Source organism: Pontibacter sp. CAU 1760 (assembly GCF_054482735.1).
In genome coordinates this window covers 35,586-61,211 of record NZ_JBTLRL010000008.1, presented here as the reverse complement: position 1 = coordinate 61,211, position 25,626 = coordinate 35,586, and the positions used below count along the sequence as shown (strand labels likewise).

The 25,626-nt window shown below is 49.9% G+C and carries 11 protein-coding genes; 5 read left to right on the top strand and 6 right to left on the bottom strand.

Annotation, left to right across the window (positions count from 1 at the left end; translation table 11 throughout):
• Positions 1–19: 19 nt before the first annotated feature.
• Positions 20–871: a thermonuclease family protein gene (locus ACXYMU_RS12660; protein ID WP_458986768.1), complete on the bottom strand. Its 852-nt coding sequence runs from the start codon at positions 869–871 to the stop codon at positions 20–22.
• A gap of 641 nt (positions 872–1,512) precedes the next feature.
• Between ACXYMU_RS12660 and ACXYMU_RS12655 the strand changes: the two genes are divergently transcribed.
• On the top strand, positions 1,513–6,441 hold the full coding sequence (locus ACXYMU_RS12655; RefSeq protein ID WP_458986767.1) for a malectin domain-containing carbohydrate-binding protein: 4,929 nt from the start codon (positions 1,513–1,515) through the stop codon (positions 6,439–6,441).
• A 793-nt stretch (positions 6,442–7,234) separates the two neighbouring features.
• A complete protein-coding gene (locus tag ACXYMU_RS12650) occupies positions 7,235–12,289 on the top strand; it encodes an InlB B-repeat-containing protein (RefSeq protein WP_458986766.1) in 5,055 nt (1,684 codons plus the stop codon).
• A 189-nt stretch (positions 12,290–12,478) separates the two neighbouring features.
• On the opposite strand, the gene ACXYMU_RS12645 is transcribed toward ACXYMU_RS12650, so the two are convergent.
• From ACXYMU_RS12645 to ACXYMU_RS12625, 5 genes are all read right to left on the bottom strand, one after another.
• Positions 12,479–12,649, bottom strand: a complete 171-nt coding sequence (locus ACXYMU_RS12645; protein WP_458986765.1) for a hypothetical protein — start codon at positions 12,647–12,649, stop codon at positions 12,479–12,481.
• 97 nt (positions 12,650–12,746) lie between these two features.
• Positions 12,747–16,394 (bottom strand): AAA family ATPase, encoded by a 3,648-nt coding sequence (locus ACXYMU_RS12640; protein WP_458986764.1) that lies wholly within the window; start codon positions 16,392–16,394, stop codon positions 12,747–12,749.
• 117 nt (positions 16,395–16,511) lie between these two features.
• Positions 16,512–17,738 (bottom strand): exonuclease SbcCD subunit D C-terminal domain-containing protein, encoded by a 1,227-nt coding sequence (locus tag ACXYMU_RS12635; RefSeq protein WP_458986763.1) that lies wholly within the window; start codon positions 17,736–17,738, stop codon positions 16,512–16,514.
• Between the two features lie 98 nt (positions 17,739–17,836).
• Complete coding sequence (locus ACXYMU_RS12630) at positions 17,837–18,238, bottom strand: rhodanese-like domain-containing protein (protein ID WP_458986762.1); 402 nt, start codon at positions 18,236–18,238, stop codon at positions 17,837–17,839.
• Positions 18,239–18,335: 97 nt separating this feature from the next.
• Positions 18,336–18,635, bottom strand: a complete 300-nt coding sequence (locus ACXYMU_RS12625) for an ArsR/SmtB family transcription factor (protein ID WP_458986761.1) — start codon at positions 18,633–18,635, stop codon at positions 18,336–18,338.
• Between the two features lie 932 nt (positions 18,636–19,567).
• Between ACXYMU_RS12625 and ACXYMU_RS12620 the strand changes: the two genes are divergently transcribed.
• The 3 genes from ACXYMU_RS12620 to ACXYMU_RS12610 all read left to right on the top strand — a co-directional run bounded on the left by ACXYMU_RS12620 (position 19,568) and on the right by ACXYMU_RS12610 (position 25,338).
• On the top strand, positions 19,568–20,638 hold the full coding sequence (locus ACXYMU_RS12620; protein ID WP_458986760.1) for an acyltransferase family protein: 1,071 nt from the start codon (positions 19,568–19,570) through the stop codon (positions 20,636–20,638).
• Positions 20,639–20,873: 235 nt separating this feature from the next.
• Complete coding sequence (locus ACXYMU_RS12615; RefSeq protein WP_458986759.1) at positions 20,874–23,894, top strand: amidohydrolase family protein; 3,021 nt, start codon at positions 20,874–20,876, stop codon at positions 23,892–23,894.
• A gap of 100 nt (positions 23,895–23,994) precedes the next feature.
• Positions 23,995–25,338 carry an amidohydrolase family protein gene (locus ACXYMU_RS12610; RefSeq protein WP_458986758.1) on the top strand — a complete coding sequence of 448 codons (1,344 nt, stop codon included), beginning with the start codon at positions 23,995–23,997 and terminating at the stop codon, positions 25,336–25,338.
• The last annotated feature ends 288 nt before the right edge of the window (positions 25,339–25,626 follow it).

Below are 25,626 nucleotides of genomic sequence, written 5' to 3'. Positions count from 1 at the left end.
CTGGCAATCGAGTGCCTTGCTACTGGCAGGTTTTGTCTTTGCGGCGGCTGTAGTCCCGGATGGCGGCTGCCTCGGTTACGGCTATCACCTCCTGCTTGCAACGCTTCAGCACATGGCAGGTTTGCGTGAGGTGGTATACCCCTGAGCCGGTGCTGTTACAGATATACACCGTGCGTTTAGCGGCACCTGCCGGAAGGGGAGCCCCTGCGGTTGAAGTGCTGCTACTTTTACTGCGCTTGTTTTTGCGGTACTCCCAGGGCGCAACGGGGTTTGCCTCCTGCCACAACCCACGCTTAAAGCGGCGAGCGTCTGCCTCCAGGTCGGCCAGTTTTTTATCGTTTGAGTAAGCCTTGTAATGCCAGGCATAGCCGTCACGCACGAGTTCCTCATTAAGGCTTCTGCCGTCCATGAGTTTAATGGTGCCTACCGTGCGGCCATACCGATCAGTGTTGTGGGGAACAAGCTGCACTTGCTTGCCAAAAACCAGATCAGAGGTATACTGCTTGGCTTTCTGCCCGTAGCTTTGCGTCTTTTCAGGGGTGTCGATCCCATACAAGCGCACCGTAATCGTTTCGCCGTTGCGCAGCAGTTCGATGGTGTCGCCATCTTTCACGCCCACCACTTTATCGCCTGCGCGTGTTTCAGGCCCAGCAGAAGGCTGATTCTCTGTTGGTAGCTGGGGTGTACCGCTGGTGGAGGGAGTATGATGGTTGGGGGCAGGAGCGGCAGGCGCTTGTTCGGGCTGTTCCGTTGTGGTTTCCGGACGCCTTTGCCGGAACTGTTCCTGTGCCTCCTCGCGGTCGGGCTGCTTGCAGGAGAAAGTAAGCAGTAAAATGAGCAGGTGCATAACCTGATGCAAAAGTCTTGTCATAAGAGTGTCGTCTGAAGTTAAGTAAACCGGAGGTGTATCATCTTTTTATACCTCAGTTTTACCAGCTGTGTTAGGCGCTAAGTTAGGGAATGTTGTCCTCTATTCGTTTTATCAGGAATGTTCTAAGGGCAAACAAGCTAGCACTTAGTTGTCTTCTTCTTGCTTCTTAAGGAAATTATTATGTGTTTTTCATTTAAAATCATAAAAAAATCCGTACACTCAACCAATGTATCATACTAATACTTAGATACATACTATAAATCAGATATTATATATTTTAAACTTTACCTATGTAAAATAAAACAATATCTAGTTATTGGAGTATCTTTCTCTAAATTTGTAAAGCCAAAAGTTGGATGCAATGAATATAAAGGTTGATAATCCAAATGCCGTCAGAAGCTTCAAGATATGGATAAGGCTGCGGGGATAGAACTTAGCTTATTGATTTTAAGATTTTTTCATAAATATATTAAACTTAAATAATTTGTAATAGTAATATACATCACTCTGTAAAGCCAGGCTTATTCTCAAGTCACTGGCTTATTGGTATATATTTTAAAATCCGAGCCAAAATTCAACGAGTATAACATATGAGTTTATTTTCTACACCCTTCCATTTTGCGACCATACGCACGCGACATATGTGGGCAATTTGTCTGACTGTTCTGCTGAGTACAGCAGACATAGTGCAGGCAGCCGTTCCGAATAACGGTATGCGGCGCAACAGCCAACCAGTGCCAGGGATTGAGCATGCAGGTGCTGCGGTCAGCGCTGCTTTGTGGCAAGAGGCACCCTGCAGCCCGATAAGTACGCTCCCGTGTAGCATGACCACGGCAGCTTTGCCCTATTCCCTGACTTTTGATGGTGCTGTAGCGAACTCCTTACCAGACAAGAATGGTATCGGAACAGGTTTTAAGCTGGTAGATACCTATTCGGGTGCGCGAGCGAGTTCAGACGGAAGCCCAAGCAATGCTAATGTGCCAGGTTACGAGCCTTCTCGCTTGAGCATCAGCGCAGGCCAGTTGCTATTGCAGACACATAGCGGGATTGCCTACGCCACTAACAACAACCAGCTCAACGCGTTGGGGGTGAAGTTTGACACCAAGAACCGGGTGTTGATCGAAACCACCATCAACAAGCCATACTATGGCACATCGGGCCAGCAGGCCGGTATTTGGTTCGGCCTGAGCGACAAGACTTTTCTGAAGCTTGTTGTACTGAGTGATAAAGTTGAAATGCGGAAGGAAGTAAATGACGTGACCAATGACAGTGACCAGTTTATCACCCAAAGCATAGCGGGATTAAACGAATCTGTTATCCGGTTGAGGTTAGTGATTGACCCGGTAGCAAACACAGCACACGGGTTCTACTCTACAGATGGCATCAGCTACTTTAATGTATCCCAAAACAGTGCCACTGCTTCGCTTAGCATTGCGGATATGGGCGCGACAAACACCATGGCTTATGCCGGAATTTTCGCGACGCACCGTAAAGGCAGTTCTTCTGCTACTTTTGCTTTTAACGACTTTTCCATTACACCTTCCAGCGAGCCGCTCAACAGGGCTCCTGTAGTAGTGAAAGCCCCCGTAAACCAGATCATCAAAACCGGGCAGGCATTTGCCTTTCCGGCAGGGGAGTACTCAGACCCAGACGCAGGTGATGTGTTGACCTACAGCGCCACGCTCGAAGATGGAAGCCCGCTGCCCGCATGGTTGCAGTTCAAAGCTGCAGATCTGGCCTTCAGCGGTACAGGCCCTCAGACTGCTCAGGTACTGTCCGTGAAAGTAAATGTAACAGACAAGCAGGGAGCCAATATCAGTACGGTGTTTAAAGTGGATGTGCAGCCGGCCGGACAAGCCAGCAATGCCAGCATCTTGGTTGAGAACCTCCAGAAGTTCCCTGAGCTAAATCGGATGGTCTTTTCACAGGTGCAGATCCCCGCAAATGACAACCGCAATAACAATGATTTAAAGCTTCGGATTACGAATACAGGTTCAGGTGACTTGCAGATGAGAGCTCTACAGCTTTCTGATCCGATAACATGGCAAATCACAAAACTGAATGGAGTGGATTTTAACGCTGCTACTGACCTGCCGCTTACCCTGAGCAGAGGAAAATCAGTGGAAGCCATTATCAGATTTGCCGCTACCAGCGAAAACTACCGCGTATTGCAGTTTAATGATACGCTCACGGTGGTGTCGAACGATGATTTTGTACCTAAGAAGAAGGTATACCTGCACGGCCTGTTGCAATACAGAACAGAAGGTAACAATGAGCCATACGGGCAGGAGATTATCAGCGCCTTTGGTTTTAAGACCCGCAACGGCTTCACGTATCGCGGTGATAATGGCTCGAAAGGGAGCTCAAAAATATCGAACTCAGATGAAATTATCTCAGCCTTCTTTGTGAAAGCAGATGCAAGCAAGCCGGTGCAGGTGTTGCAGATGGCGGCTTACCGTGGCTGCTGCAGCGGATCTGAAACAATCGAGTGGTACGCAAAGGATGCCACTACCAATACAAAGGTATTTACCGATCACCCGCTGTACTCTCAGTCCCTGATGCCGCGTTTATATGGATACTCTTCTTCATTGGCCCAGGGCAGCTTTAACCCTTCAGGCGCCTTTGGACTAAAGGTAGACGATGCCTATTCTGATCGGACACGCAACTACAGCGGTAAGATCGGGATGCGTATCTGGAAAGCGATTGACAATAACGGAAATGTCATTCCGAATGCTTATATCGTAGGCGCAGACTACCTGGGTACTGCCACCACTAACTACGACTACCAGGATAACATATACTATATCAGCAACATAAAACCAGAGTCTGGCACGGCTTATTATTCTGAGCTCAGCCCTGCTACCTCTGACGTTGACTTCGGCGCTGCACAAGTTAAAGGCACCAACTCACGTACGATCAGCCTGAAAAACCTTGGGCAGAGTTACGAAGACGGCACCAGCGACCCAAGTATAAAGATCACTAACATTGAAATTACAGGTGCCAACGCTGCAGAGTTTTCCGTAGGGGCCTTGTCGGCCAGCACCTTAGCGCCAGGGGCCACTGCTAGCTTAGCGGTCAATTTCAAGCCGATCAGCCGCGGAATCAAAAACGCGGATATGCTGGTGCATTATAACAATTCCCTTCCATTGCGCATCCCACTTTACGGGATTGCAAATGATGGCTGTGGAACGATCACGGCTGTCAAGCGCATCAAAGGCGCCGCTGATGCAAGCATCACCATTGCAGGTTTGGTCTGGGAAAGCGATGCCAGCTATCGCAAAGGCAGCATAAAACTCGACCGACCTGCCCCAACCCCAATAGCGGCTACGGATAAAGACGAGCTCTATCAGACCTATTTGTCTGCCGCGAGTGATCTGGCTGAAACGAGGTATGAAATTCCTGTAACCAACGGCAGTTACCTCATCAGAATGCACTTTGTGGAGAATTTCTTCACCAAGATTGGAGGCCGTGTGTTTAATGTATCGGTTGAAAACGAACTGAAACTGGCAAACCTGGATATCTACAAAGAAGTGTCTTATAAAACCGCCTTGGTAAAGGATTTTGAGACAGAGGTAAAAGATGGTGTGCTTACGATAAAGTTTAACCCATCCATTAACAGGGTTGCCCTTGCTGGTGTCGAAATATTCTCGATCCCCGGCAATGCGACTCCTCTTTCGCTGTCAACTGCTTCCATCAAGTCATCAGACTGTACAACCCCGAATGGAGCCGTGGAACTCAGGGTGTCGAATGGCTCCGGCAAAGTCGTGCAGTACAAATCAGGGCCGGCAGGAGCGTACCAAACCTCCCCTGTATTCTCTGGTCTTGCTCCGGGTACTTACATGTTTTTTGCGAGAGAAGAAGGAAGCACCTGTGAAGCTTTTATAGAAGTGGTTGTCCCTTCTAACAACAGTTTCTCCTTTGTTGTCTCTTCTGAAAAATTAAGCTGCACCGAAACGACAGGCAGTGCCACGGTGAGCAATATCTCGGGTGGCTCGGGCAATTTTGGGTTCGCCTGGAATACAAATCCCGTTCAGACAGGTAAAACAGCGACCAACCTGGCTCCGGGCATTTACCAGGTAACCGTGACGGACAATGCAAGCGGTTGCAGCGTCTCGAAGCAGATAACCGTTAACCAAGATCCGTCTTGCGGAACCTTGATTGCGAATGTGGCAAGCAAGACAAGTGGCAGCTATGTGTTGGCAAATCTGGTGACAGGCGTAAAGCACTACACTGATCGCAGTTACGAGGTGACCACGATACCATCTTACCTGGAGGGCGCCCCGTTTATCCGGACACCAAACAACGACAAGTCCAGCAGCAGTGCCGCTGTGGTCACTTTCGACCTGCTGCACAACGCTAACTTGTATGTGGCTTACGACCCACGCGCTACCATACTTCCTTCATGGCTGCAGAACTGGCAGCGTGTGCCTGAGGTATTGGGTGTGACTGATGGCAGCATCAACTCGCTTGTGCTGTATACCAAGGCGTTCCCGGCGGGCCCCGTTTCTTTAGGAGGTAATATGGTGAACCCGGCTGCTGGAGCATCTACCAACTACATTGTTATAGCAAACTATGGCTCACCTAGTTCTGGAGAGGTAAGTGAGTATAGCTTGGTAGTAACAGTTGATGGCAACGGTACCGTGAGCAAGAGCCCGAACCAAAGCACGTACGCAAGCGGCAGTACGGTGAGCTTAACGGCTACGCCTGCGGCAGGGTATAAGTTTATCGGCTGGACGGGAGCAGCGAGCGGTTCAACTGCCACTGTGAACCTCACCATGGACACAGACAAAGCCGTAACAGCCACATTTAGACCAGAAGAGAACACATCAGGTTTGATTTCGAACATAGCCTCACTGACAGGGCGTTCTTACCTTCTGGCTGAGCTAACACCGGGCGTGAAGCATTACACGGACCGTAGCTACGATGTGACCTCAGTTCCTTCGTTCCTGCAGGGTGCGCCATTTATTCGCACACCCAACAACGATAAAACTAACAATAAGACTGCCGTCGTGAGTTTTAATCTGAATCAGAATGCAGTTGTCTATGTTGCTTACGACCCGCGTGCCACGACTTTACCTGCCTGGCTGGATGGCTGGCAGAAGGAGTCTCAAGTGCTAGGTGTGAACGATGCCAGCATCAGCGCAATGAACATTTATAGCAAGAATTTTCTGGCTGGCCAGGTAACGTTAGGAGGAAACATGGCAAGTCCGGCTACAGGTGCTGAAGCAAACTATGTCATCATAGCCCAGCTTGCCAACTCTACACTTACCTCTTCTGCTTTGATAGAGCAGGAGCCGCTGGCGGAGGCTAATTCCACTATTGTTGCCTACCCTAATCCTGTGAAAGGCGATAAGGTACAATTGTCGCTGAAAGGGTTTGAGGGACAGGAAAAAGTTCAGGTAAGCCTGTACGATATGCTTGGCCGAATTGTGCATACGACACCAGTTGAACTTGACCATCGTGGCGATGTGCAAACAGAGCTTTCCGTAAGGAATCTAAAACGTGGCGTGTACTTGTTACGAGTAAAGACAAATGCTGGTACCAGACAGATCAAGTTACTGGTTCAATAATAATTGAATTATTCAACAGAAAAAGGGACTGTGCACCATAGTCCCTTTTTCTGTTGAATATTTTTTTGCTCATTAAATTCTGATGTTTAATATTTTAAGGTGTAAATAGGTTTCCAAAACCGGTTTTCGCCTGCTATTTTATCCGCACCTGATGTTTTATTTTTATAACATATCTTAGATGTAATTACTAAAAATGAAGTTGTTGCATTTTACTTTATAAGAAACAATTTCACAATATCCTTCATATTATATAGAACCAAACTGCGGTATTTTAGTATAAAGCATATAAAATATTTAACTTAAATCAGTTAAATTGCATTTCAAATACATTAATCAGTTTTAGCCCCAGGTATTAATGCATGTAGTCACCTGGATTTATTTTCAAACAGTTAGTTAAATATTATTAAGCAGTATTCGATCTGGCTCTTGGTAGTGGCATAGTACAACATCTGTTAAGAGATCACGCCTTAGACATGAGATCATCCTACTTATACAAATATTGTCTACGCCCCCTTTTTGCGCTATTAAAATGAAACAAATCCCCACATCTCGCCATTTACCGAGCATACTTAAACTGTTAGCCACGCTTTTCATGTTAAGTTTCGCTAGCTTCTTCCAAGGTAATTTTGCTTTTAGCCAGGATATCAAAGTCAATTTCCAGGATCCGAAATCCACACCTCCGCCGGGCTGGTTGAAAGACTATGGACAAGCATTTGGTGTACAGTCAGCCCCTTTTGAGGGAAAGAGCTTGAAATACGGTTGGAGGAACCGAGCCACAAATAGCCTGCTCGATTTGTCGATAGGAGGAAGCGTACCTGGTAATGGCCGTAACCGTAAAACTCCGGCCGATGTGCTTTTGGCCACCCTGATGCACATGCAGGCAGATGACGTTAGCGGATCGTTTAATGGTATGCCTGTGGAAGGCTACTGGGAAATAGAGGTACCTATCGGGATGTACAACATCACGGTTACGGTGGGTGATGGGTCTGTTAACAAAGACCCCGAAAGCCATAGCATCAACATTGAGGGCCTGAAAGTGATCACCGGATTTGTGCCTTACGGCCTGGCAGGTGAGCTGACCAGGTTCAAAACGGCTACGGCACAGGTATACGTGTCGGATGGCCATCTTACTATAAACGCTGATGGCGGGACGAACACGAAAATCAACACCGCCCACATAATACCTGTTACGCCCAGTATTTTCTGGTCGGCGACAACCCAGGACTTTGTGCTAGAAAAAGGCAAAGCCGGATCTAGCACCAGCTTCTCGCTCGATATCAGTAACACAAGGTATAGAGGTGATGTGAAGTATGCGTTATCTGCTGTTTATGACCAGCCTTCAGCACAGGGCTGGCTCAGCTTTGACAGCACGCACATGAGCAGCGAGCCGAACGTAACCTTCAATTATGCAGATGCTATGCAATTGCCGGGCGGCCTTTATTCTGCCACAGTCACCGCTGCAGCCCAGGGGTATACCAGTGGTACTTTCAGCGTGAAGGTTCATGTACTGGAGGGAGGTGATAACCAGCCCTTTGTTGTATCATCGTCGCCGGCATACGGTGCTACCAACGTGAGTATCAGCACTGTGAGCATCTCTGCAAATAACCTTTATGTGCCAGACGTAGAAGGATCGTTGGGTGGAGTGGATAACAGCACCCTGACTACATCAACAGTGAAGCTGCTTAAGTTGGCTGGCACCGACACAACGGAGGTGCTGGGCACGGTTCAGGGAACAGGCGGTGGAGATGCGATCTCATTTTCTCCTGAATTTGAGCTAGAACCCAACTCTACCTACCTCTTTGTGATTACAGCCGGCGTGCAGGCACACGGAGGCATACCGTTTCTGCCTTACGAAGCTACTTTTACCACCGGATCTAAAAAGATAGCGCCGCCTACAGATTTGTCAGACGTGGGCTTCAAAAAAATTGTGATACCGAGCACTGTGGGCAAACAGTATTCTACCGTTACTATTGGCCCGGACGGGAAGTTTTATGCCCTGCGCCTGAGTGGAGTGGTGGAGCGCTTCACCATCAACCCAGATGGGACACTTGATAACATGGAGGAAATCCAGACGTTAGTGACAAAGTATGGGCAACGATCCGCCATCGGCTTTACCTTCGACCCTTCCTCCACGCCCACCAACTTAAAAGTGTGGGTTTCCCATTGCTCGGCAGTCCTGTCCAGCGCTCCGGCGTTTGATGGGAATCTCTCATACCTCACAGGGGCTAACCTGGAGCAGGAGCAGCTTGTGCTTACGAAGTTGCCGCGGTCAGCAAAAGACCATTTAGTCAACAGCATCGCATTTGGCCCTGACGGCGCATTGTACTTTAATCAGGGGAGCAACAGCTCTATGGGCGCCTATGACAGAGCCTGGCAGCGCGATGAGAGCCTGCTTTCTGCTGCAGTGCTCCGGCTGGATTTGGCTAAGCTAGCCAGTTTCACGCTACCCCTGGATGTGATGACAACGAACGACCAGGCACTGATTAACAGTGCTCCTGAAAACCTCGTGAGGATGTCTGACGGCACGTATAACCCGTACGCAAGCAACGCTCCGCTGACAATTTATGCCTCTGGTGTGCGCAACGCCTACGACCTTCTGTGGCATAGCAACGGGCAGTTATACCTTCCTACTAACGGGTCTGCGGCTGGGGGCGTGACACCCGCCTCTGTTGCAGGTACCAGAAGACCTGACGGCTCCTTTTACAACGGGCCAGTTGTGCCGGGCACTTCCAGCGTGAATGTACAGCGCGATTGGCTGTTCCGGGCAAACCCGCAGAAGCCTGTAGGATATTTTGGGCACCCTAACCCGCTGCGTGGCGAGTATGTGTCATTTCGGGGCTATCTGGATAACTCAAAGTACATTGGTAATGTGCAGCCAGACTTTAACTTCAGAGATGCAGCCTATAATTTTGAGTTCAATGTATCGCCAAATGGGGTTATAGAATATAAGAGCGAGGCATTTGGCGGTAAGCTGAAAGGAATGCTGCTGGTTTGCCGCTTTAGCGGGGGGAGCGATGTCCTTGTGCTAGAGCCTGGGGCAAGGACAAAAGACTCTTCCATCACGATTGAGGATGATAGCATGTATGATATTGTGCGTTCTTACAGTGGAGCAGGGGCAGGAGGCATAGTTGGGCTCTCGGGCCTGACAAACCCATTGGACATAATAGAGGATGTGAATACAGGAAATTTGTATGTCATCGAGTTCAACTGGAACAATATCCCGGATAAGAGCTCGCAGATCACGCTACTCCGGGTGAAAGATGCCTCGGATCCGGGAGCAATAGCGACGGTAAGTCCGCTCAAGATAGTGGATAACGACGTTGCGGGGGGAGAACCCGGTAAGAATAAAACCATTACCGTTGGCAACAGCGGAGATGAAGACCTGTACCTCACAGGCATTGCAATGGCAGGTGCCGATCAAGAGCAGTTTAAGCTAATCGGCGTACCAGCAGCCAGTGTAGGGGCACCCGTAACGCTTGCACCGAATAGCGCCATCACCTTTAATGTTGCCTTTCATCCGACCGCAATTGGCATCAAAAAAGCTAAGGTAAGCTTGAGTTTTGCTAATAGCCCTAACCAGGAAATCCAATTGAATGGCCTGGGTACAAAAGGTATCGGTGGGGATAACGAACCATCTTTGCAGCAAATATTTGATGTGCATGGGTATGATGTTAAGGTAGGGGATGATGATAAAACCACCAAGATCATCCACAGCACTAATGCCAGTCAGTTGCTGCTTGGGGAGGAAGTAGATGTCAAGAGATTCCAGCGGGCGTTGAATGCGCCGGTTGCTGTAGAACCGCTGGCTGTTTTCGGAGAGGCGAGCACCGGTAACATAGCCTCGTTCGGCTGGCACCTGAGCGGCGACACCTTGACAGCAAAAGAGCTTTTCCAAGTGGAAGGCAAGGATTTCCAGACGGTAGCGGTGCAACCTGTCGGAGCGGTTTCATTTGAGCCGGATACGCTGTCCTTCGGCATATACGCTAAATGGTCTGCGGCCGGAAGCCACCGCCTATATGGCCAGGATACCCTTAACACGTTTACCGAAGCCTTACCGCATCATGTCAGAGTCTACAAACTCAAAAACACCGATAGCACAGCTGTCCCGAATGCCTATGCCGTAGCCATTGAATCGGGCAGAGACGGCTTGGATTACCAGGACATGGTGGTAGCGGTGCGGAACGTGAAACCATACGGGACTATCCTATACCATACCCTGTCCATAGCATCGGAAGGAGAAGGGACAGTCGTGAAATCTCCGGAGCAGAGCACATATAAACATGGCAGCCTGGTAACACTTACTGCAACGCCTGTATTTGGCTACCGTTTTGCGGGATGGAGCGGTGTTAGTGACACCACAGAGACAATCAAGCTTGTAATGGACAGTGACAAGGAAATAACGGCTATTTTTGAGCCTGCCAATCACGCAACAAATCTCATAACGAGCGTCACGTCGTTGACTGGCCGCAGCTATGTGCTGGCGAAGCTTGCCACCGGGGTGCAGCATTACACCGACCGCAGCTATGAAGTGACCGCGGTGCCGGCCTATTTGCAGGAAGCACCCTTCGTCCGGACGCCCAACAGCGATAAGGCCAGCAAGGCCTCCGAGGTGATGCGCCTGGAGCTCTCGCGCGACGCCCGGCTGTATGTGGCCTACGACCCGCGGGCCACGGCGCTGCCCGCCTGGCTCAGCGGCTGGAAGCAGGAAGCAGATGTGCTGGGCGTGACCGACGGCAGCATCAGCTCGCTGAAGCTATACAGCCGAAATTTCCTGGCAGGCACGGTGTCTCTGGGAGGCAACCTGGCCAGCCCTGCAGCAGGCGCCGGTACCGGTTATATTGTCATCGCTCATGAAGCGCAAGGAACAGTTGTGCCGTGGTATACCCTTTCTGTTACAAAAACAGGGGAAGGCACAGTCAGTAAATCGCCAAACCAAACCACCTTTAGAAGCGGTAGCAATGTGACGCTAATTGCTACACCCGCTTTCGGCTACCGTTTTGCAGGTTGGGGCGGAGCAGCAGCCGGAACCTTAAGCGACACTGCTGTGGTATTGATGGACGCAGATAAAGTAGTGACAGCACTGTTTGAGGAGATTCCTAAACCAGTAGACCTGGTAAAGAGCGTAACCAGTATAACTGGCCGCAGCTATGTGCTGGCGAAGCTTGCCACCGGGGTGCAGCATTACACCGACCGCAGCTATGAAGTGACCGCGGTGCCGGCCTACCTGCGGGGGGCTCCTTTTGTCCGGACGCCCAACAGTGATAAGGCCAGCAAGGCCTCCGAGGTGATGCGCCTGGAGCTCTCGCGCGACGCCCGGCTGTATGTGGCCTACGACCCGCGGGCCACGGCGCTGCCCGCCTGGCTCAGCGGCTGGAAGCAGGAAGCAGATGTGCTGGGCGTGACCGACGGCAGCATCAGCTCGCTGAAGCTATACAGCCGAAATTTCCTGGCAGGCACGGTGTCTTTTGGGGGAAACCTGGCCAGCCCAGCAGCAGGCGCCGGGACGAATTACCTGGTGATTGCATATGAGGCGCCAGAAAATAGTTTTGAAACCGCACAAGCAGCCCAAATCCAAGAACTTGGTTCAATTCCTGGTTTAGCAGTGTACCCCAACCCCACAGGAGGGGAAAAGGTGCAGGTGGAGCTGAATGGTTTTGCCGCCAGGCAATCGGTACGGGTAACTATGCACGATGCAATGGGGAGACACATCCAGACAAAAGCAGATGTAACTGACCGTAGCGGGGTTGCCAAGCTGGAGCTGCCGATAAACAACTTGAGCAAAGGTGTATACCTGATAAGAGCACAGACTGATACTGAAAGTAAACTTGTCAAACTACTGATTCGATAAACTCAGGAGCTCGGCGCTGTCGCAGCAATGCAGGAGACAGGATCTAAGAAAGCTAAATTGTAAAAGCGGTGACCCGATTCCACTTGGGTCACCGCTTTCATTTAGAGCTAAGAAGCTTCTTAAACAGGAACAGCGCCTTTGTTCATGCAATGATGAACAAAGGCGCTGTATGGTAGAGCACGAAATGTTCTAGTGTGCCTGCAGTGATTTTGGAACCTCTTTGCTTACTGTGCTGGTATCCTGGTCCATCGTAGCCTCGGTTGTTTCGGTTTCGATTGTCTCTTCTTCTACATTCTGGCTGCACGATGCAGTTAAAAAAAGGCATAGCACGAAGGCGAGTTTATACATAGCGTTTTTCATCTTGTTGAGTTCTAAGTTGACAAAAAATTAAAATCAGTTCTGAATTTCAAACCGGAAGATAAGCATAATTAGATTTTGGTGCAGCATTTTCAGCGGCTTACCAGCCCACCACTTCCAGGGTGCTTACACCCCCTGCCTTCTTCCGAACCTTGATTTGCGTGCTGATGCGGTCTTTCAGTGCTTCGACGTGTGAGATAATGCCAATGGTTTTTCCGCTTGCCTGCAGGTTTTCCAGGGTTGTGATGGCGGCATCCAAAGTGTCCGCATCCAGGGTGCCAAAGCCTTCGTCGATGAACAAGGAGTTAATTTGGGTACGGCGACCGGCAAGGTCGGAGAGCCCCAGGGCGAGCGACAGACTAACCAGGAAGCTTTCGCCGCCGGAAAGCGTGTTCATTGGCCGGATGGCTTCTGCCTGGTACGTGTCCACGATCAACAATTCTAAATCCTCTTTCGAAGATTTGAGGATACGGTAGCGGTCGTTGAGTTTCAGCAAGTGCTGGTTAGCCAATTCCACGAGGCGGGCTAGCGTCAGGCCCTGCGCAAAGCGGCTGAATTTATTGCCATCTGCCGACCCAATCAGCTCTGCTAACTGCGCCCAGCGGTGACAGACCTGCCTTTGGGTATGGAGTTGGAGCGCTAAGGCGGCGTGCTTTTCGCGCTGGGCCGCATCCTGATCCAAGAGTTGCTGCGTGCGGGCGCGCTGGGCAATCAATTCACGCTGCTGCGACGACTTCTCTGCCAATGCTATTTGTAAGGCTTCAACGCTGTCAGAAGTTAAGTTCTGCTCCTGCATGGCTGCCAGTTCGTGTTGCACGTCGAGCAGACTTTTCCGAAGCTCTGTCAGGTGTTTTTCCGTCTGAGCTTTCAGGTTCGCCAGTCTTTCGGCCTCATCCCGGTCAAGCAGCATCTGGGTAAGCGCCTCGATGGTAGCGATGCCCTTCGGCTGAATTGCCTGCTTTAGCCCCTCACATAAGCTGTCCAGCAATGATTTAGTTTTTTGATGGGTAGTTGTGCACTCTGTTTGCCGTAAGCGGGTTTCGCGAAGTTCCTGCTGCTTTTGCAGGAAATGTGTTCGGGCATCCTCTGCCGCTGTGGCTCTGGTACGCAGCGTTTGTTGGGCGGTTTGGCGTTCCTGCTGCGGTTGTTTAGTGCCAAAAAGCTCCTCACGCGTCTCTTTTAGCGCTGTAAGTTTGGCGTGTTCCTGTTTTAAGGTCTCCTGGCGTTTGGCAAGTCCCGCTTCTTTTTCGTCCAGCCTTGCCTGCAGGTGTTTTACTTCTGTATTTACCTGCGCATATTCCTCGCGCATTAGCTGCAGGGCATTGTGCTGCTGTAGGTACAAACTGGCCTGATGGCTCAATTCCTCCACTAGTTTCAGGGGATTCTCAGGATCAAAGGTATAGCCGTAGCTTAATGCAAATGAGGTGATGAACCCGGTATGGGTTTGGGCCTGCTCGGCCTCATCCTGCAGGTCGGTCTTCAGTTTGCTTAACTGCTCGCCTCGAATGGATACCGCCTGCTCCAGCTTGTCGCGTTGTGCCTGCGCGCGTAACTGCTCCTCCCGGCGCTGCTGTAACTGGTTGTTCAGCTGCTCGAGGGCACGCCCCGTTTGCCTGGCCTGGGTAAGGGTATGCTGTAATTGCCCGATAGCTTGCCGTTGCGCGTCCAGTTGCTGCTCTACAGCCGCAGTATCCTCGATCGAAAGCCCTGTCTCCGCCGAAGTTTCCGCAAAAGTCTTCTGCAGACGTGTTAATTCCTGGGTTAGTTCGGCTTTAAGGGCAGTATTGGCTTTCTGCTCCTGCTGTAAAGTGTTGTGCTGCAACTCGAGGTGCTGTATTGTCTGGAGCAGTTCATTAACCAGTGCTTGTTGCTTATCGCGTTTAAGGACTTCCTCTGGCAGATTCAGGGTATAACCTCCCTCCACGAAAGGATGATGCTGTGAGCCGCACAAGGGGCAAGGCGCATCCGGTTGCAAGGCATGGCGTGCCTCCTCATACTTTTGAATTTGCTGCTGCAATAGTACCAGTTTCTGCAAATCCTCGAGGCGCTCAGATGCGGTCTGCTGCTGTTGCTTATACCCAATTATCTCACTTGATTTTGTGGTGATAGCAGTTTGCAGATGGGTATGTTGTGCGATAAGAGTCGTATGCCGCAGGGTATGTTGGGCATGTTGCTTGGCAAACTCAGAAAGCTTTTCGAGGCGGGCCAGCAGCAGGGGCTGCGCTTGGGCAGATGCTTCCAGGTCATCCAGTGTTCTGTCAGCAAGCAGGTTTTGTAATACGGTAAGTTGTTCTTGCTTTTGCGTAGCCAGGTCTTTTAACTGCGTGTCGTGCGCCTGTAGCGATTTCTGCAAACGCGTTTGTTGCTTTGCATCTTCTGCCTGCAAGGTGGTGAGTTGTTGCGTATCCTTTTTTAGGCGTAGCATCCGCTGCGATGCTTCCTGTAGGGCTCTAACAGTACCTTTCAACTCTGGCAAATGCTCGTTAAGGTCCTGGAAACGCTGCTTTTCCTCCAGCCACGTTTTTATGGCAGTGGCTTGTGTAGTGAGCGTAGCCAGGTGTTGCTGCCGCGCTTGCAGTTGGGTTTGTTCCTGTTGCAGGGTTTCGCCAAACTGCACATAGGCGGTTTTCTCCTGTGTATAATGCTCCCGGATGCTTTGGAGCTGATGGTCGAGCTGGGTTACCTGCGCGAGCAGGGGCTCTAGCTCCTGCAAGGACTTCTCCTGTTGCATGTGCGCATTTGCCGCCGCCGCTGCCGCTGCACTGGCTTGCTCCAATTCCTGTTGCAGGGTGGGTAACTGGCTTTCAAGGGTGAGCAACTGGGCTTTTACCTCTTGCACCTTGCCTTCGGCGCTTCGGATCTCTGCCAGCTCGCCGGCGTATTGATAGGCTTGTTCGTGCTGTTGGAGCTTCCGGAACTCGGGTTGCAGTTGGGTAAGCTTTTGCTCCTGCACCTGAAGCGACTGTTCGTGCTGCTCCTTTTTTGTTTGCAGCTGCGCGAGTTGTTGTAGCCACTGTACCTGTGCCTGCAAATCAGCAATCTCTTGCTGCAACGCCGTTTCCCGCTCCTGCACTTCTGCTACGCTTTGCGCGTAGGCCTGGCGCTGTTCCTCAGGCAGTAGTTGGTTATCCTGCAGGCGGCGCTCCAGGTCCTCCTGCAATTGCCGCTCTGTTCTGGATTTAGTATAGGCGGCTTTTGAGATCTCAGAGTAAATGCCGGTATCCGTAATTTTCTCCAGCAAGCTGCTGCGCTCGTTGGGGTTGGCTTTCAGGAAACGGGCGAAATCGCCTTGCGACAGCATCACCGAACGCAGGAATTGGCTATAATCCAACCCGCAAAGTTCCGCTACTTTGTTCGGGACCTGACTGGGTTTGAGGTCGAAGGGTTTTTCATCGGCTAGGTCACAGAGTTCCATGTGCACCGGGCGCATGTTTCCCTCCACCTTGCCCCGGCTGCGGCGGATATGCCACTTAGAGCGGTACCGTACTCCATTCGCCTCAAACTCTACCTCCGAAAAGGACTCCGCTGTATGTCGCGTCATCAACTCAAGGGGACTGTCGTTGTTGTGCCGGTGCACTAACCCGTATAAACCAACCGTAATGGCATCTAGAATAGTGGTTTTGCCGGCACCAGTCTGCCCCGTAATGGCAAACAAACCTGCATCCGCCAAAGGGCTTTGGTCGAAGCGGATTTCGTGCTCACCTTTCAGCGAGTTGAGGTTCTGGAAACGGACAGAGAGGATTTTCATGGGCTTGTTTTTCCTGGCGATGTAGGGTTTACCGGTAGTTGTAGATAGGTACTGCTACTGGCGGAGCAAATTTTTAAGGGGTATAAATCTTGAAAAGGAAGCTGTGTATGGTAAAAGCTAACTCTCTTTTTCCTGTTCTATCAGTTCGAGCAGTTCAGAAAAAGTGGCCATCAGCTCCGTATGGTCGAGATTAGGGTATGTGCTTTCGCAGCGTTTCCGGAAAACTTCCTGTTCACGAAGCAAATGCAAGTCAACCTCCTCGTGCACCTGCTGGGCCAGCGTCTGTCGCTCGTTCTGCAGGATAGGCGGTCGGTGGATAAGCAGCTGTAGCTCAGGTTTCAAAGCGAAGACTTCTTCGATTAGATGGTTTATGCCAGGTATGGGGCTCTCAAGTTCTAACTGTACCTCAGCCCAGGCAGGAAGGGTATAGACGCTATTGTCAAACAGCAGCACCTGCTGCTTCACTTGCTCCAGAGAACCCTTAAAGCGTACGAGTTTCCGGCGACAAGGAATTTCAAGCTCCTGCAAATGAGCTAGTTTTCCATCCTTGAAATCGAGGATATAATTTACTTTTTTGTCGGTAACCTCACTGAAGCTGAGCGGAATAGGAGAGCCGGAATACCGGATATGATGGCTGTTGTTTACTTTTTGAGGCCGGTGCAAATGCCCAAGCGCCACGTAATCAAAGGCTTTCGGGAACTGGTCGGCGCCAATTTGGCCAAGGTTACCGACGTGTATCTCCTTCTCGCTGTCAGAAGCAGAACTGCCAGCCGCAAACAAGTGGCCGGTAGTTACCACGGCAATGGCCTGAGCCTTGTATTGTTGCAGGTGGGGTATAAACGCCTCGTAATGCGCTACAATGCCAGCTTTCAGGCGTTGCTCCCGCTGCTCGGTGTGCTCTCCGGCTACAGATAGGCGCAGGTCACGGTCGCGGAGGAAAGGCACGGCGCATACCACCAGCTCTACTTCACCCTGCTCATTCTTTAATTCGAAAAGTTCGTCCAACGGATTCTGGCTGGCTCCCCCTACCACATAAATGTTAAAGCACTCCAGCAGCTCGCGGGGAGCGTTTAACGTAGAAACAGAATCGTGGTTGCCCCCTGTAATAATGACGTGCCGGCAGCAGGTAGCGCATACCCTCCGCAAGAAATCGTAATAGAGTTTAAGCGCAGTGTTGGAGGGTGTGCCGGTATCAAACACATCGCCCGCCATCAGCAATACCTCTACCTGCTCCAGCTCAATGGTTTGCAGCAGCCAGTTGAGGTAGTATTGGTGTTCTTCGGTTCGCTCGAGGTTAACGAGGCGCTGCCCCAGGTGCCAGTCCGATGTATGTAATACGCGCATATCCCTTTCCTTTTCAATCCAGCATCTAAGATACAGGAAGATGGCGTGAAGTCACAGTGGGGCAGGGGAGGTTTTACAAAATTCCCGCCTTTGCTTGCTTATTGTTCGCTTCCAGCTTCGGTTGGCAAGCCCGCTTCCTTCAGGGCCGGAAATCCGCCGATGTTGTAGATGTGTTTGAAGCCGGCCTCCTTCATCAGCTCAGAAGCTTTGCCGCTCCTGTTGCCTGAAGCGCAATAGAGGTAATACACCTTATTCTTGTTCCAGTCTTTGATCTCCTCTGCAAAGGCACCTCCCCGAAAGTCTGAGTTGATGGCGCCATCCAGATGGCCAGCTGCAAACTCCTCGGGTGTCCGTACGTCCACGAGCATGGTTTTTCGGCCCATACGCTGGTCCTTAAACTGCTCCGGGTTCAGGATTTGCACCTGTGGAGGCAACTGCTGCTGCGGTGCTGCACAACTTAGCAGGCCAAGGAATAATAGGGAGAGGACGGTCGTTTTCATGGTAGAGCTTTGCATTCACAAATGGGAATAAGGTAAAGTTAATTAAATTGGCAAGGATACTTTTTGTCGTTCTCTAATAAATTAAGGTTGACTTGAATCAAAGCACCCTGCAGTTGTTCAGGCAAGCCATGATGTCTTCCTGGTTCAGGAGGAAATAGTAAATGTTCTTGCCTTCGCGCTGGGTACCCAGAATGCTTTTGTCACGCATGCTGGTGAGGTGGTGCGAGAGCAGCGACTGCTCTATCTGCAGCACTCCCTGCAACTGAGTGACAGAAAGCCGTTCCTGTTGATCCAGTAAATCGATGATGCTCAAGCGTAGGGGGTGAGCCATACATTTGAGCACGTATGCTATCCTTTCCAGTTTGCTCTGCTCAATTCTAACTTTTAAGCTACTCATACAAGGTATAAATGGGTGCTTCTAACGAAACATGAACACATGTGCATGTTTACACAAATACAATTTTGCAGCTTCCGAAGTTCCTGTATCATTCAATTAGAACCCTATTGATTGTATAAAAAACCGAAGTCATCTACACGGTGAAAAGCGGTTGTTTTCAGCATTTGTTAGCAAGCAGGAATAAAGGTGGGAGGAATTCAACGAGAGGATCTTGGCTTGTTGAGCTTGGTCGCTGGCAGGTCTAAGCGCAATACGCATGCGTTCGTATAGGGGCCACGCATTTAATGAGGTCTAAATGCTGGCGTGTCAGCTGTAAAAAATGGGGTGTTGTATCCCATCATTTGCTAGTTTTTATTTAGCTTATAAAGCTGGAATGGTTTGCATATTCTGCTTCTATAATATTGGGTAATATCCTTTAATTCCTTGACAGTGCTATGTTTGCCCGAACCCTTAGCAGGTACTCAACGAACTGGGAAACATCTGCAATTAGGGTGTGTCAGGTTTTCGTGCGGGATGGAATCCTGAGGTAAGAATATATCCTTTGAGCTAGTTGGTTGAGCGACTTTGCGTTCATAAATTGATTATGAACAGGCTATTCTCAGGCGGTTTTTGTTTGACTTTTTAGATGTGGTGTGGTTATTAATGTATTATGTTGCTGTTGATTATGCCTTTAAAGCACCTAGCCCCAATTCATTGATCACACAAACTAAGCACAATGAGAAATAATCAATCATCGAAACCTTTTACCTTTTAATTGAGCAACTTCTATACAAATATAATTGTATTAAATTTGTGTTGATTAGTATTTAATGTATTCCTTAGTTATCTGTTTTGTCTGTTACCATTGTTATTGTTGTTAGGAAAATGGCTGAAGCTTCCACCATTTTGCTTTTTATTTCAACAAGCCTAAATTATTTATTTACAATCTTTTAATGAGAATAGAACAGCTAACATTTACAAGATTTATTGCTGCCATTTCCATAGTGATTTTTCATTATGGCAGAACGAGCTTTTTGTTCAACAACAAAATGGTGTCATTCATCTTCGAGCAAGCAAATGTAGGAGTAAGTTATTTCTTTATACTGTCTGGCTTTGTAATGACAATAGTTTACTATAACCGGAAAGGATTCAACACGAGGCAATATTTGGTTAACAGGTTTGCAAGAATTTACCCACTGTACATTTTTGCAATCTTACTTATACTGATAGCCGAACTCTCTAATAAGATGCCCTTTTATGAATTGCTTTTAAATGTTACGATGCTTCAATCCTGGGCTTCCAATATGGCACTGACTTTAAATTACCCCGGTTGGTCCCTCTCAGTCGAAATGTTCTTTTACATTTGCTTCCCTGCTATATTCTATTTGATCAATAAACATAGTATTAAAGCCATTGCCTCATCGATTTTATTGTTCTGGTTAGGCAGTCAGGTAATATATCATCTCATACTATACAGTGTTATCCATCTTCCATATTACACTATAGATGACATGTTATACCTTCCCATTCTCCATTTAAATGAATTTCTAATTGGAATCATAACAGGACTTGCGTTTCTATACACCCCAACCAAGGGTATATCGGATTGGCTGAACACAGCTTTAATAACCTTACTCATCGGTGTTATTATTATAGCTTTGAAATATCCTTTCGGCTTAAATTACCATAATGGACTGCTAGCAATTCTTTTTGCTCCTTTAATTTATTTTATTTCTAAAAATGAGGGTAGAATTCAGAAGTGCTTCTCTAAAAATATGTTTGTATACCTTGGAGAAATCAGCTTCGGAGTTTATTTACTTCAGTACCCAATTTGGCTATTTATAACTGACGCTAGACTTGAGAAGTATTTTGGAGTTTTTCGAAACGGTACAGACGATACAGTAGGGTTTTGCATCAGACTCGTTGCACTGATTTTGCTTTCTGCTTTTGCGTATAGATTTATTGAAAATCCTTTGAGGGATTTTATAAAAAAGTTAAGCACAACAAAGTACAGACAACTCTAACACATACTTTTTGCGACTGCTGTTCTCACTTTCATTTCTGTTATTTATTTTGATCTTACGCTAGCATTACTATTAAGCAATGGCTGCAACGCCCATCAGAGTAAGCTTTACATTCTACATGTTTAGTACCGGGCTAGCGTGATGCTCATAAATTCTTATAACCGATTGGAAACTACGTTCCAACATGGTTATATTTGGTAAACAAATCACACCTACTCACCTTAGCAATTACTTCATGAGAAAAGTTTTAACCCTTGCAGCCTGTCTGGCTTGGGGCGCGGGCACCGTGATGGCGCAGGATACCTTCCCGCGCAATGGCGTTTACGACGAACGCGCCGGGCTGGTGGCCTTCACTAACGCCACCATACATACCGATTATAAGACGACCCTGCCCAATGCCACCCTCCTTATCCGCGACGGTAAAGTACAAGCCGTTGGAACAGGTATAAAAGTGCCGGCCGGCGCGGTGGTAGTAGACGCCAAGGGCAAACACATTTACCCTGGCTTGGTGGATATGTTCACCAGTTACGGCCTGCCCGAGGTAAAAAGTGAGCGGATAGGGTATGGCTCGGCTCCGCACCCCGATACCGACAAGCAAGGCGCTTATAGCTGGAACCAGGCCATCCGGCCTGAAACCAATGCGGTAGAGCTATTTAAAGTAGATAAGAAACAAGCCGAGGAGCTGCGGAAGCTGGGTTTTGGCACCGTGCTGTCGGTGCACCGCGACGGCATTGCCCGCGGCACGGCTGCGCTGGTAACTTTGGCTGAGGAACGCGAGAACCAGGTTATTGTACTGGATAAAGCCGCTGGAGCACTGTCGTTTGATCGGGGCTCTTCGAAACAGGATTACCCGAACTCGTTGATGGGAGCCGTGGCTTTGTTGCGCCAGACGTATTTGGATGCCCAGTGGAACGCTAAGAACCCGGGGAAGGAGCAGAATATCTCCCTCAAGGCCTTTGCGGAGGCCAACAAATATCCACAGATTTTCGAGGCTGAGAACAAGCTGAACGTGCTGCGCGCCGACAAGGTGGGCGATGAGTTTGGCAAGCAGTATATCATGAAAGGAGCAGGCGACGAGTACCAGATGCTGCCGCAGGTGAAAGCCACCAACGCACCCATCATCCTGTCGCTGAACTTCCCGGATGCTTATAATGTGGAAGACCCGTTTGATGCCCGCCGTGTGGACCTGAGCGATATGAAACACTGGGAGATGGCCCCCGCCAACCCAGCCTTGCTGCAAAAAGCAGGTATCGCTATTGCCTTCACCGCATCAGACCTCAAAGATAAAAAAGACTTTCTGCCTAACCTGCGCAAAGCCATTGCCTATGGCCTGTCGGAGGAAGAAGCGCTGAAAGCCCTGACGGCCACCCCTGCCAGATTGCTAAATGCCGATGACAAAGTGGGCAGCCTGCAAAACGGTATGTTGGCCAACTTTATCATTACGAGCGATAAGCTGTTTGCCAAAGAAGGCGTGATTCTGGAGAACTGGGTACAGGGCAAGCAATACAAGGTGTCGGAGGTGCCTACCGATTACCGTGGCGTTTATACCCTGAAAGTGGGGAACCAGTCGGACCGTAAACTGCTGATTGGCGGAACACCCGAAAAGCCGGAGCTGAAAGTAGTGGCGCAGGACACCGTGAAGGGCAAGATCACTTTCAAAGGAAACTTGGTAACGCTTTCTTTCGGGAAAGACAGGAAGAGCGCCGAGAGCATCCGGCTAAGTGGTTGGCTGGCCGATAAAAACCTGCAGGGCGAAGGGCAGTTGCCAGACGCGACCCAAGTAAAGTGGGCGGCTGTTTTCTCGGAGGCCATGAGCCAGAAGGCCAAAGCCGACAGCACCAAAACCGAGAAGCCGGTGGTGTTGGGGCAGATGATTTACCCGTTCCAGTCGTTTGGGGCAGCGGAGTTGCCAAAGCAGGAAACTGTGCTGATCAGGAACGCGACAGTTTGGACGAACGAGAAAGAAGGCAAGCTGGAAAATGCCGATGTGCTGTTAAAGAACGGCAAGATAGCCAAAGTCGGCAAGAACCTGAGCGAGTCCGGTGCCCGCATCATCGACGGCACGGGCAAGCACGTTACCCCAGGTATTATTGATGAGCACTCGCACATTGCCCTGGATGGCGTGAACGAAGGCACGCAGTCTGTTACCGCCGAGGTACGCATGGCTGACGTGGTGAACCCGGAAGACATCAACATTTACCGCCAATTGGCCGGGGGCGTCACCACCACGCAGTTATTGCACGGTTCGGCTAACCCGATTGGCGGGCAGTCGGCGGTGGTGAAACTACGATGGGGCAAGAGTGCCGACGATATGCTGATCAAAGATGCCCGGTTCATTAAGTTTGCTCTGGGCGAGAACGTGAAGCATTCCAACCGCAGCAACCTGCACAGCATCCGATTCCCGCAGTCGAGAATGGGTGTGGAGCAGGTATATGTGGATGCTTTTACACGTGCAAAGGAGTATGAGCAGGCCTGGAAGGAGTATAACAAACTGAGCAAGCGTGCGCAGGCCAAAACGGCCGCCCCGCGCCGCGACCTGGAACTGGATGCCTTGGTAGAGATATTGAACGACAAGCGTTACATCACCTGCCATTCCTACGTGCAATCTGAGATTAACATGATGATGAAGGTGGCCGAGGAAATGGGTTTCCGGGTGAACACGTTCACGCACATCCTGGAAGGGTATAAAGTGGCTGATAAGATGAAGGAGCACGGCGTAGGAGCCGGCACATTCTCGGATTGGTGGGCATATAAGATGGAAGTGAAAGACGCCATCCCATACAATGCCGGTATCATGAACAATGTGGGTGTGGTCACGGCCATCAATTCGGATGATGCCGAGATGGCCCGCCGCCTGAACCAGGAAGCTGCCAAAAGCGTGAAGTATGCCGGAGTGAGTGAAGAGGATGCCCTGAAGATGGTAACCTTAAACCCTGCCAAGCTGATGCACCTCGACGATAGAATGGGTAGCCTGAAAGCAGGCAAGGATGCTGACGTAGTGTTATGGAACGACCACCCGCTCTCCATTTATGCCAAGCCGCTGAAGACGTTTGTGGACGGTGTGGCTTACTACGACCTGGAGCGCGACGAGCAGATGCGTGAGCAGTTGGAGCAGGAGCGTATGCGCTTGGTGCAGAAAATGCTCACTGAGAAGGCCAGCGGAGCGAAGACGCAAGCCCCTTCCAGCCGCAAAGCGCGTGTGCTGCACTGCGAGGAAGTGGAGATGGGTGAGGAAGAAGCTTACCTTGCTTACTAATTGTTAAATTGATTAAGGGCTAAAGTGCTGTACTAACAAAGATGGTTGGGCTATAAAAGGGCCAACAATTTAACAATACAGCACTGCAACAATAAATAGGATGAAACTGAAAAGAATATATATAACGGCGGCTTTTGCGGCTTTGCTGAGTTTACCGGCTTTGGCCCAGGTGCCTGCGCCTGCACCCAAGCAGAGCAAACCCATGTTGCTGAAAGGCGCTACCCTGCATGTGGGCAACGGGCAGGTGGTAGAGAATGCCGCTATCGGGTTCGATAAGGGCAAGATCACATACGCCGGTCCGCAAAGCGGTGCCAGCCTGGCAGGGTATGAGGTGATTGACGTGACCGGCCAGCATGTATACCCCGGCTTGATTCATACCAATTCGGCATTAGGTTTGAATGAGGTCGAAAGCGTACGGGCGACCATCGACTGGCGCGAGGTAGGGGACTTTAACCCGAACGTGCGCTCGATCATCGCTTACAACACTGACTCCGACATCATCCCGACCATCCGTACCAACGGCGTATTGATGACGCAGCTGACACCTGTGGGCGGGACTATTTCCGGTTCTTCATCCGTAGTGCAGCTGGATGCCTGGAACTGGGAAGATGCTTTGGTAAAAGCTGACGAGGGCATTCACCTGAACTGGCCGAACATGCTGCTTGACCTTGGCAACAACAATAGCAACGACACCCGCCTGAAGCGTATGGCCGAGAACCGCGAGCAGACGCTGAGAGATCTTGCCATACTACTGCGCGATGCATCGGTTTACAAAGCCAGCAAGCCCGACACCGAGAACCTGAAACTGGCTGCTCTGACAGGTTTGTTTGACGGTACAAAAAAGCTGTACATCCATACCAACTATGCCAAGGAGATCATCGAGTCGGTAAACTTTGTGAAGCAGTATGGCGTGAAAGAGGTCGTGATTGTAGGTGCCGGAGATGCGGTGGCCGTGACGGATTTCCTGAAGGCAAACAACATTGCCGTGATTTACTCGGGAGTGCACGCGCTGCCAGGCCGTGCCGGTGAGGATGTGGACATGCCTTACAAAACACCATACCTTTTGCAGAAAGCAGGTATACCGTTTGCGCTAGACTACGACCTAAGCATCCATGGCATCCGTAACCTGCCGTTTATAGCCGGCACTGCCGCTGCCTATGGCTTGGACAAGGAGCAGGCGTTGGCCGCTGTAACTTTGGCCCCTGCCAAGATTCTCGGTATCGACAAGCAGGCAGGGTCAGTGGAAGTAGGCAAAGACGCCACACTGGTGGTGTCGAAGGGCGATCTGCTGGACATGCGCACCAACAACGTAACGCACGCATTCATACAGGGCCGTACCGTAGACCTGAGCAACAAGCAAAAGCACCTGTATGAAAAATTCGACAACAAGTACAAAAAGCAAGCTGAAAAGCCCGTGAATACGGCTACTTCGATGAAGCAGTAGGAAGCAAGAGATAAAAAACAGAAAGCGGAGTTGCCCCATGCTTAGGGTGCTCCGCTTTTTTCGTTTGCTCCCTGAACCCAAAAACCGAAGCCCCGGCAATTCACCAGGGCTTCAGGAGTTTGTATTGATAGCTTGGAAAGGCACAACAACTACCATGTAGGGTGGTTAGTGCCTGCAAGTCTAAGTTCAAACGTCGTTCTAGTGGATAAAATTCCCTGTAAGAAATGAAAACCTGCCATGTTTATATGCTTTTGAATGACCTGAGGCATAGTGGAGGTACACGATATG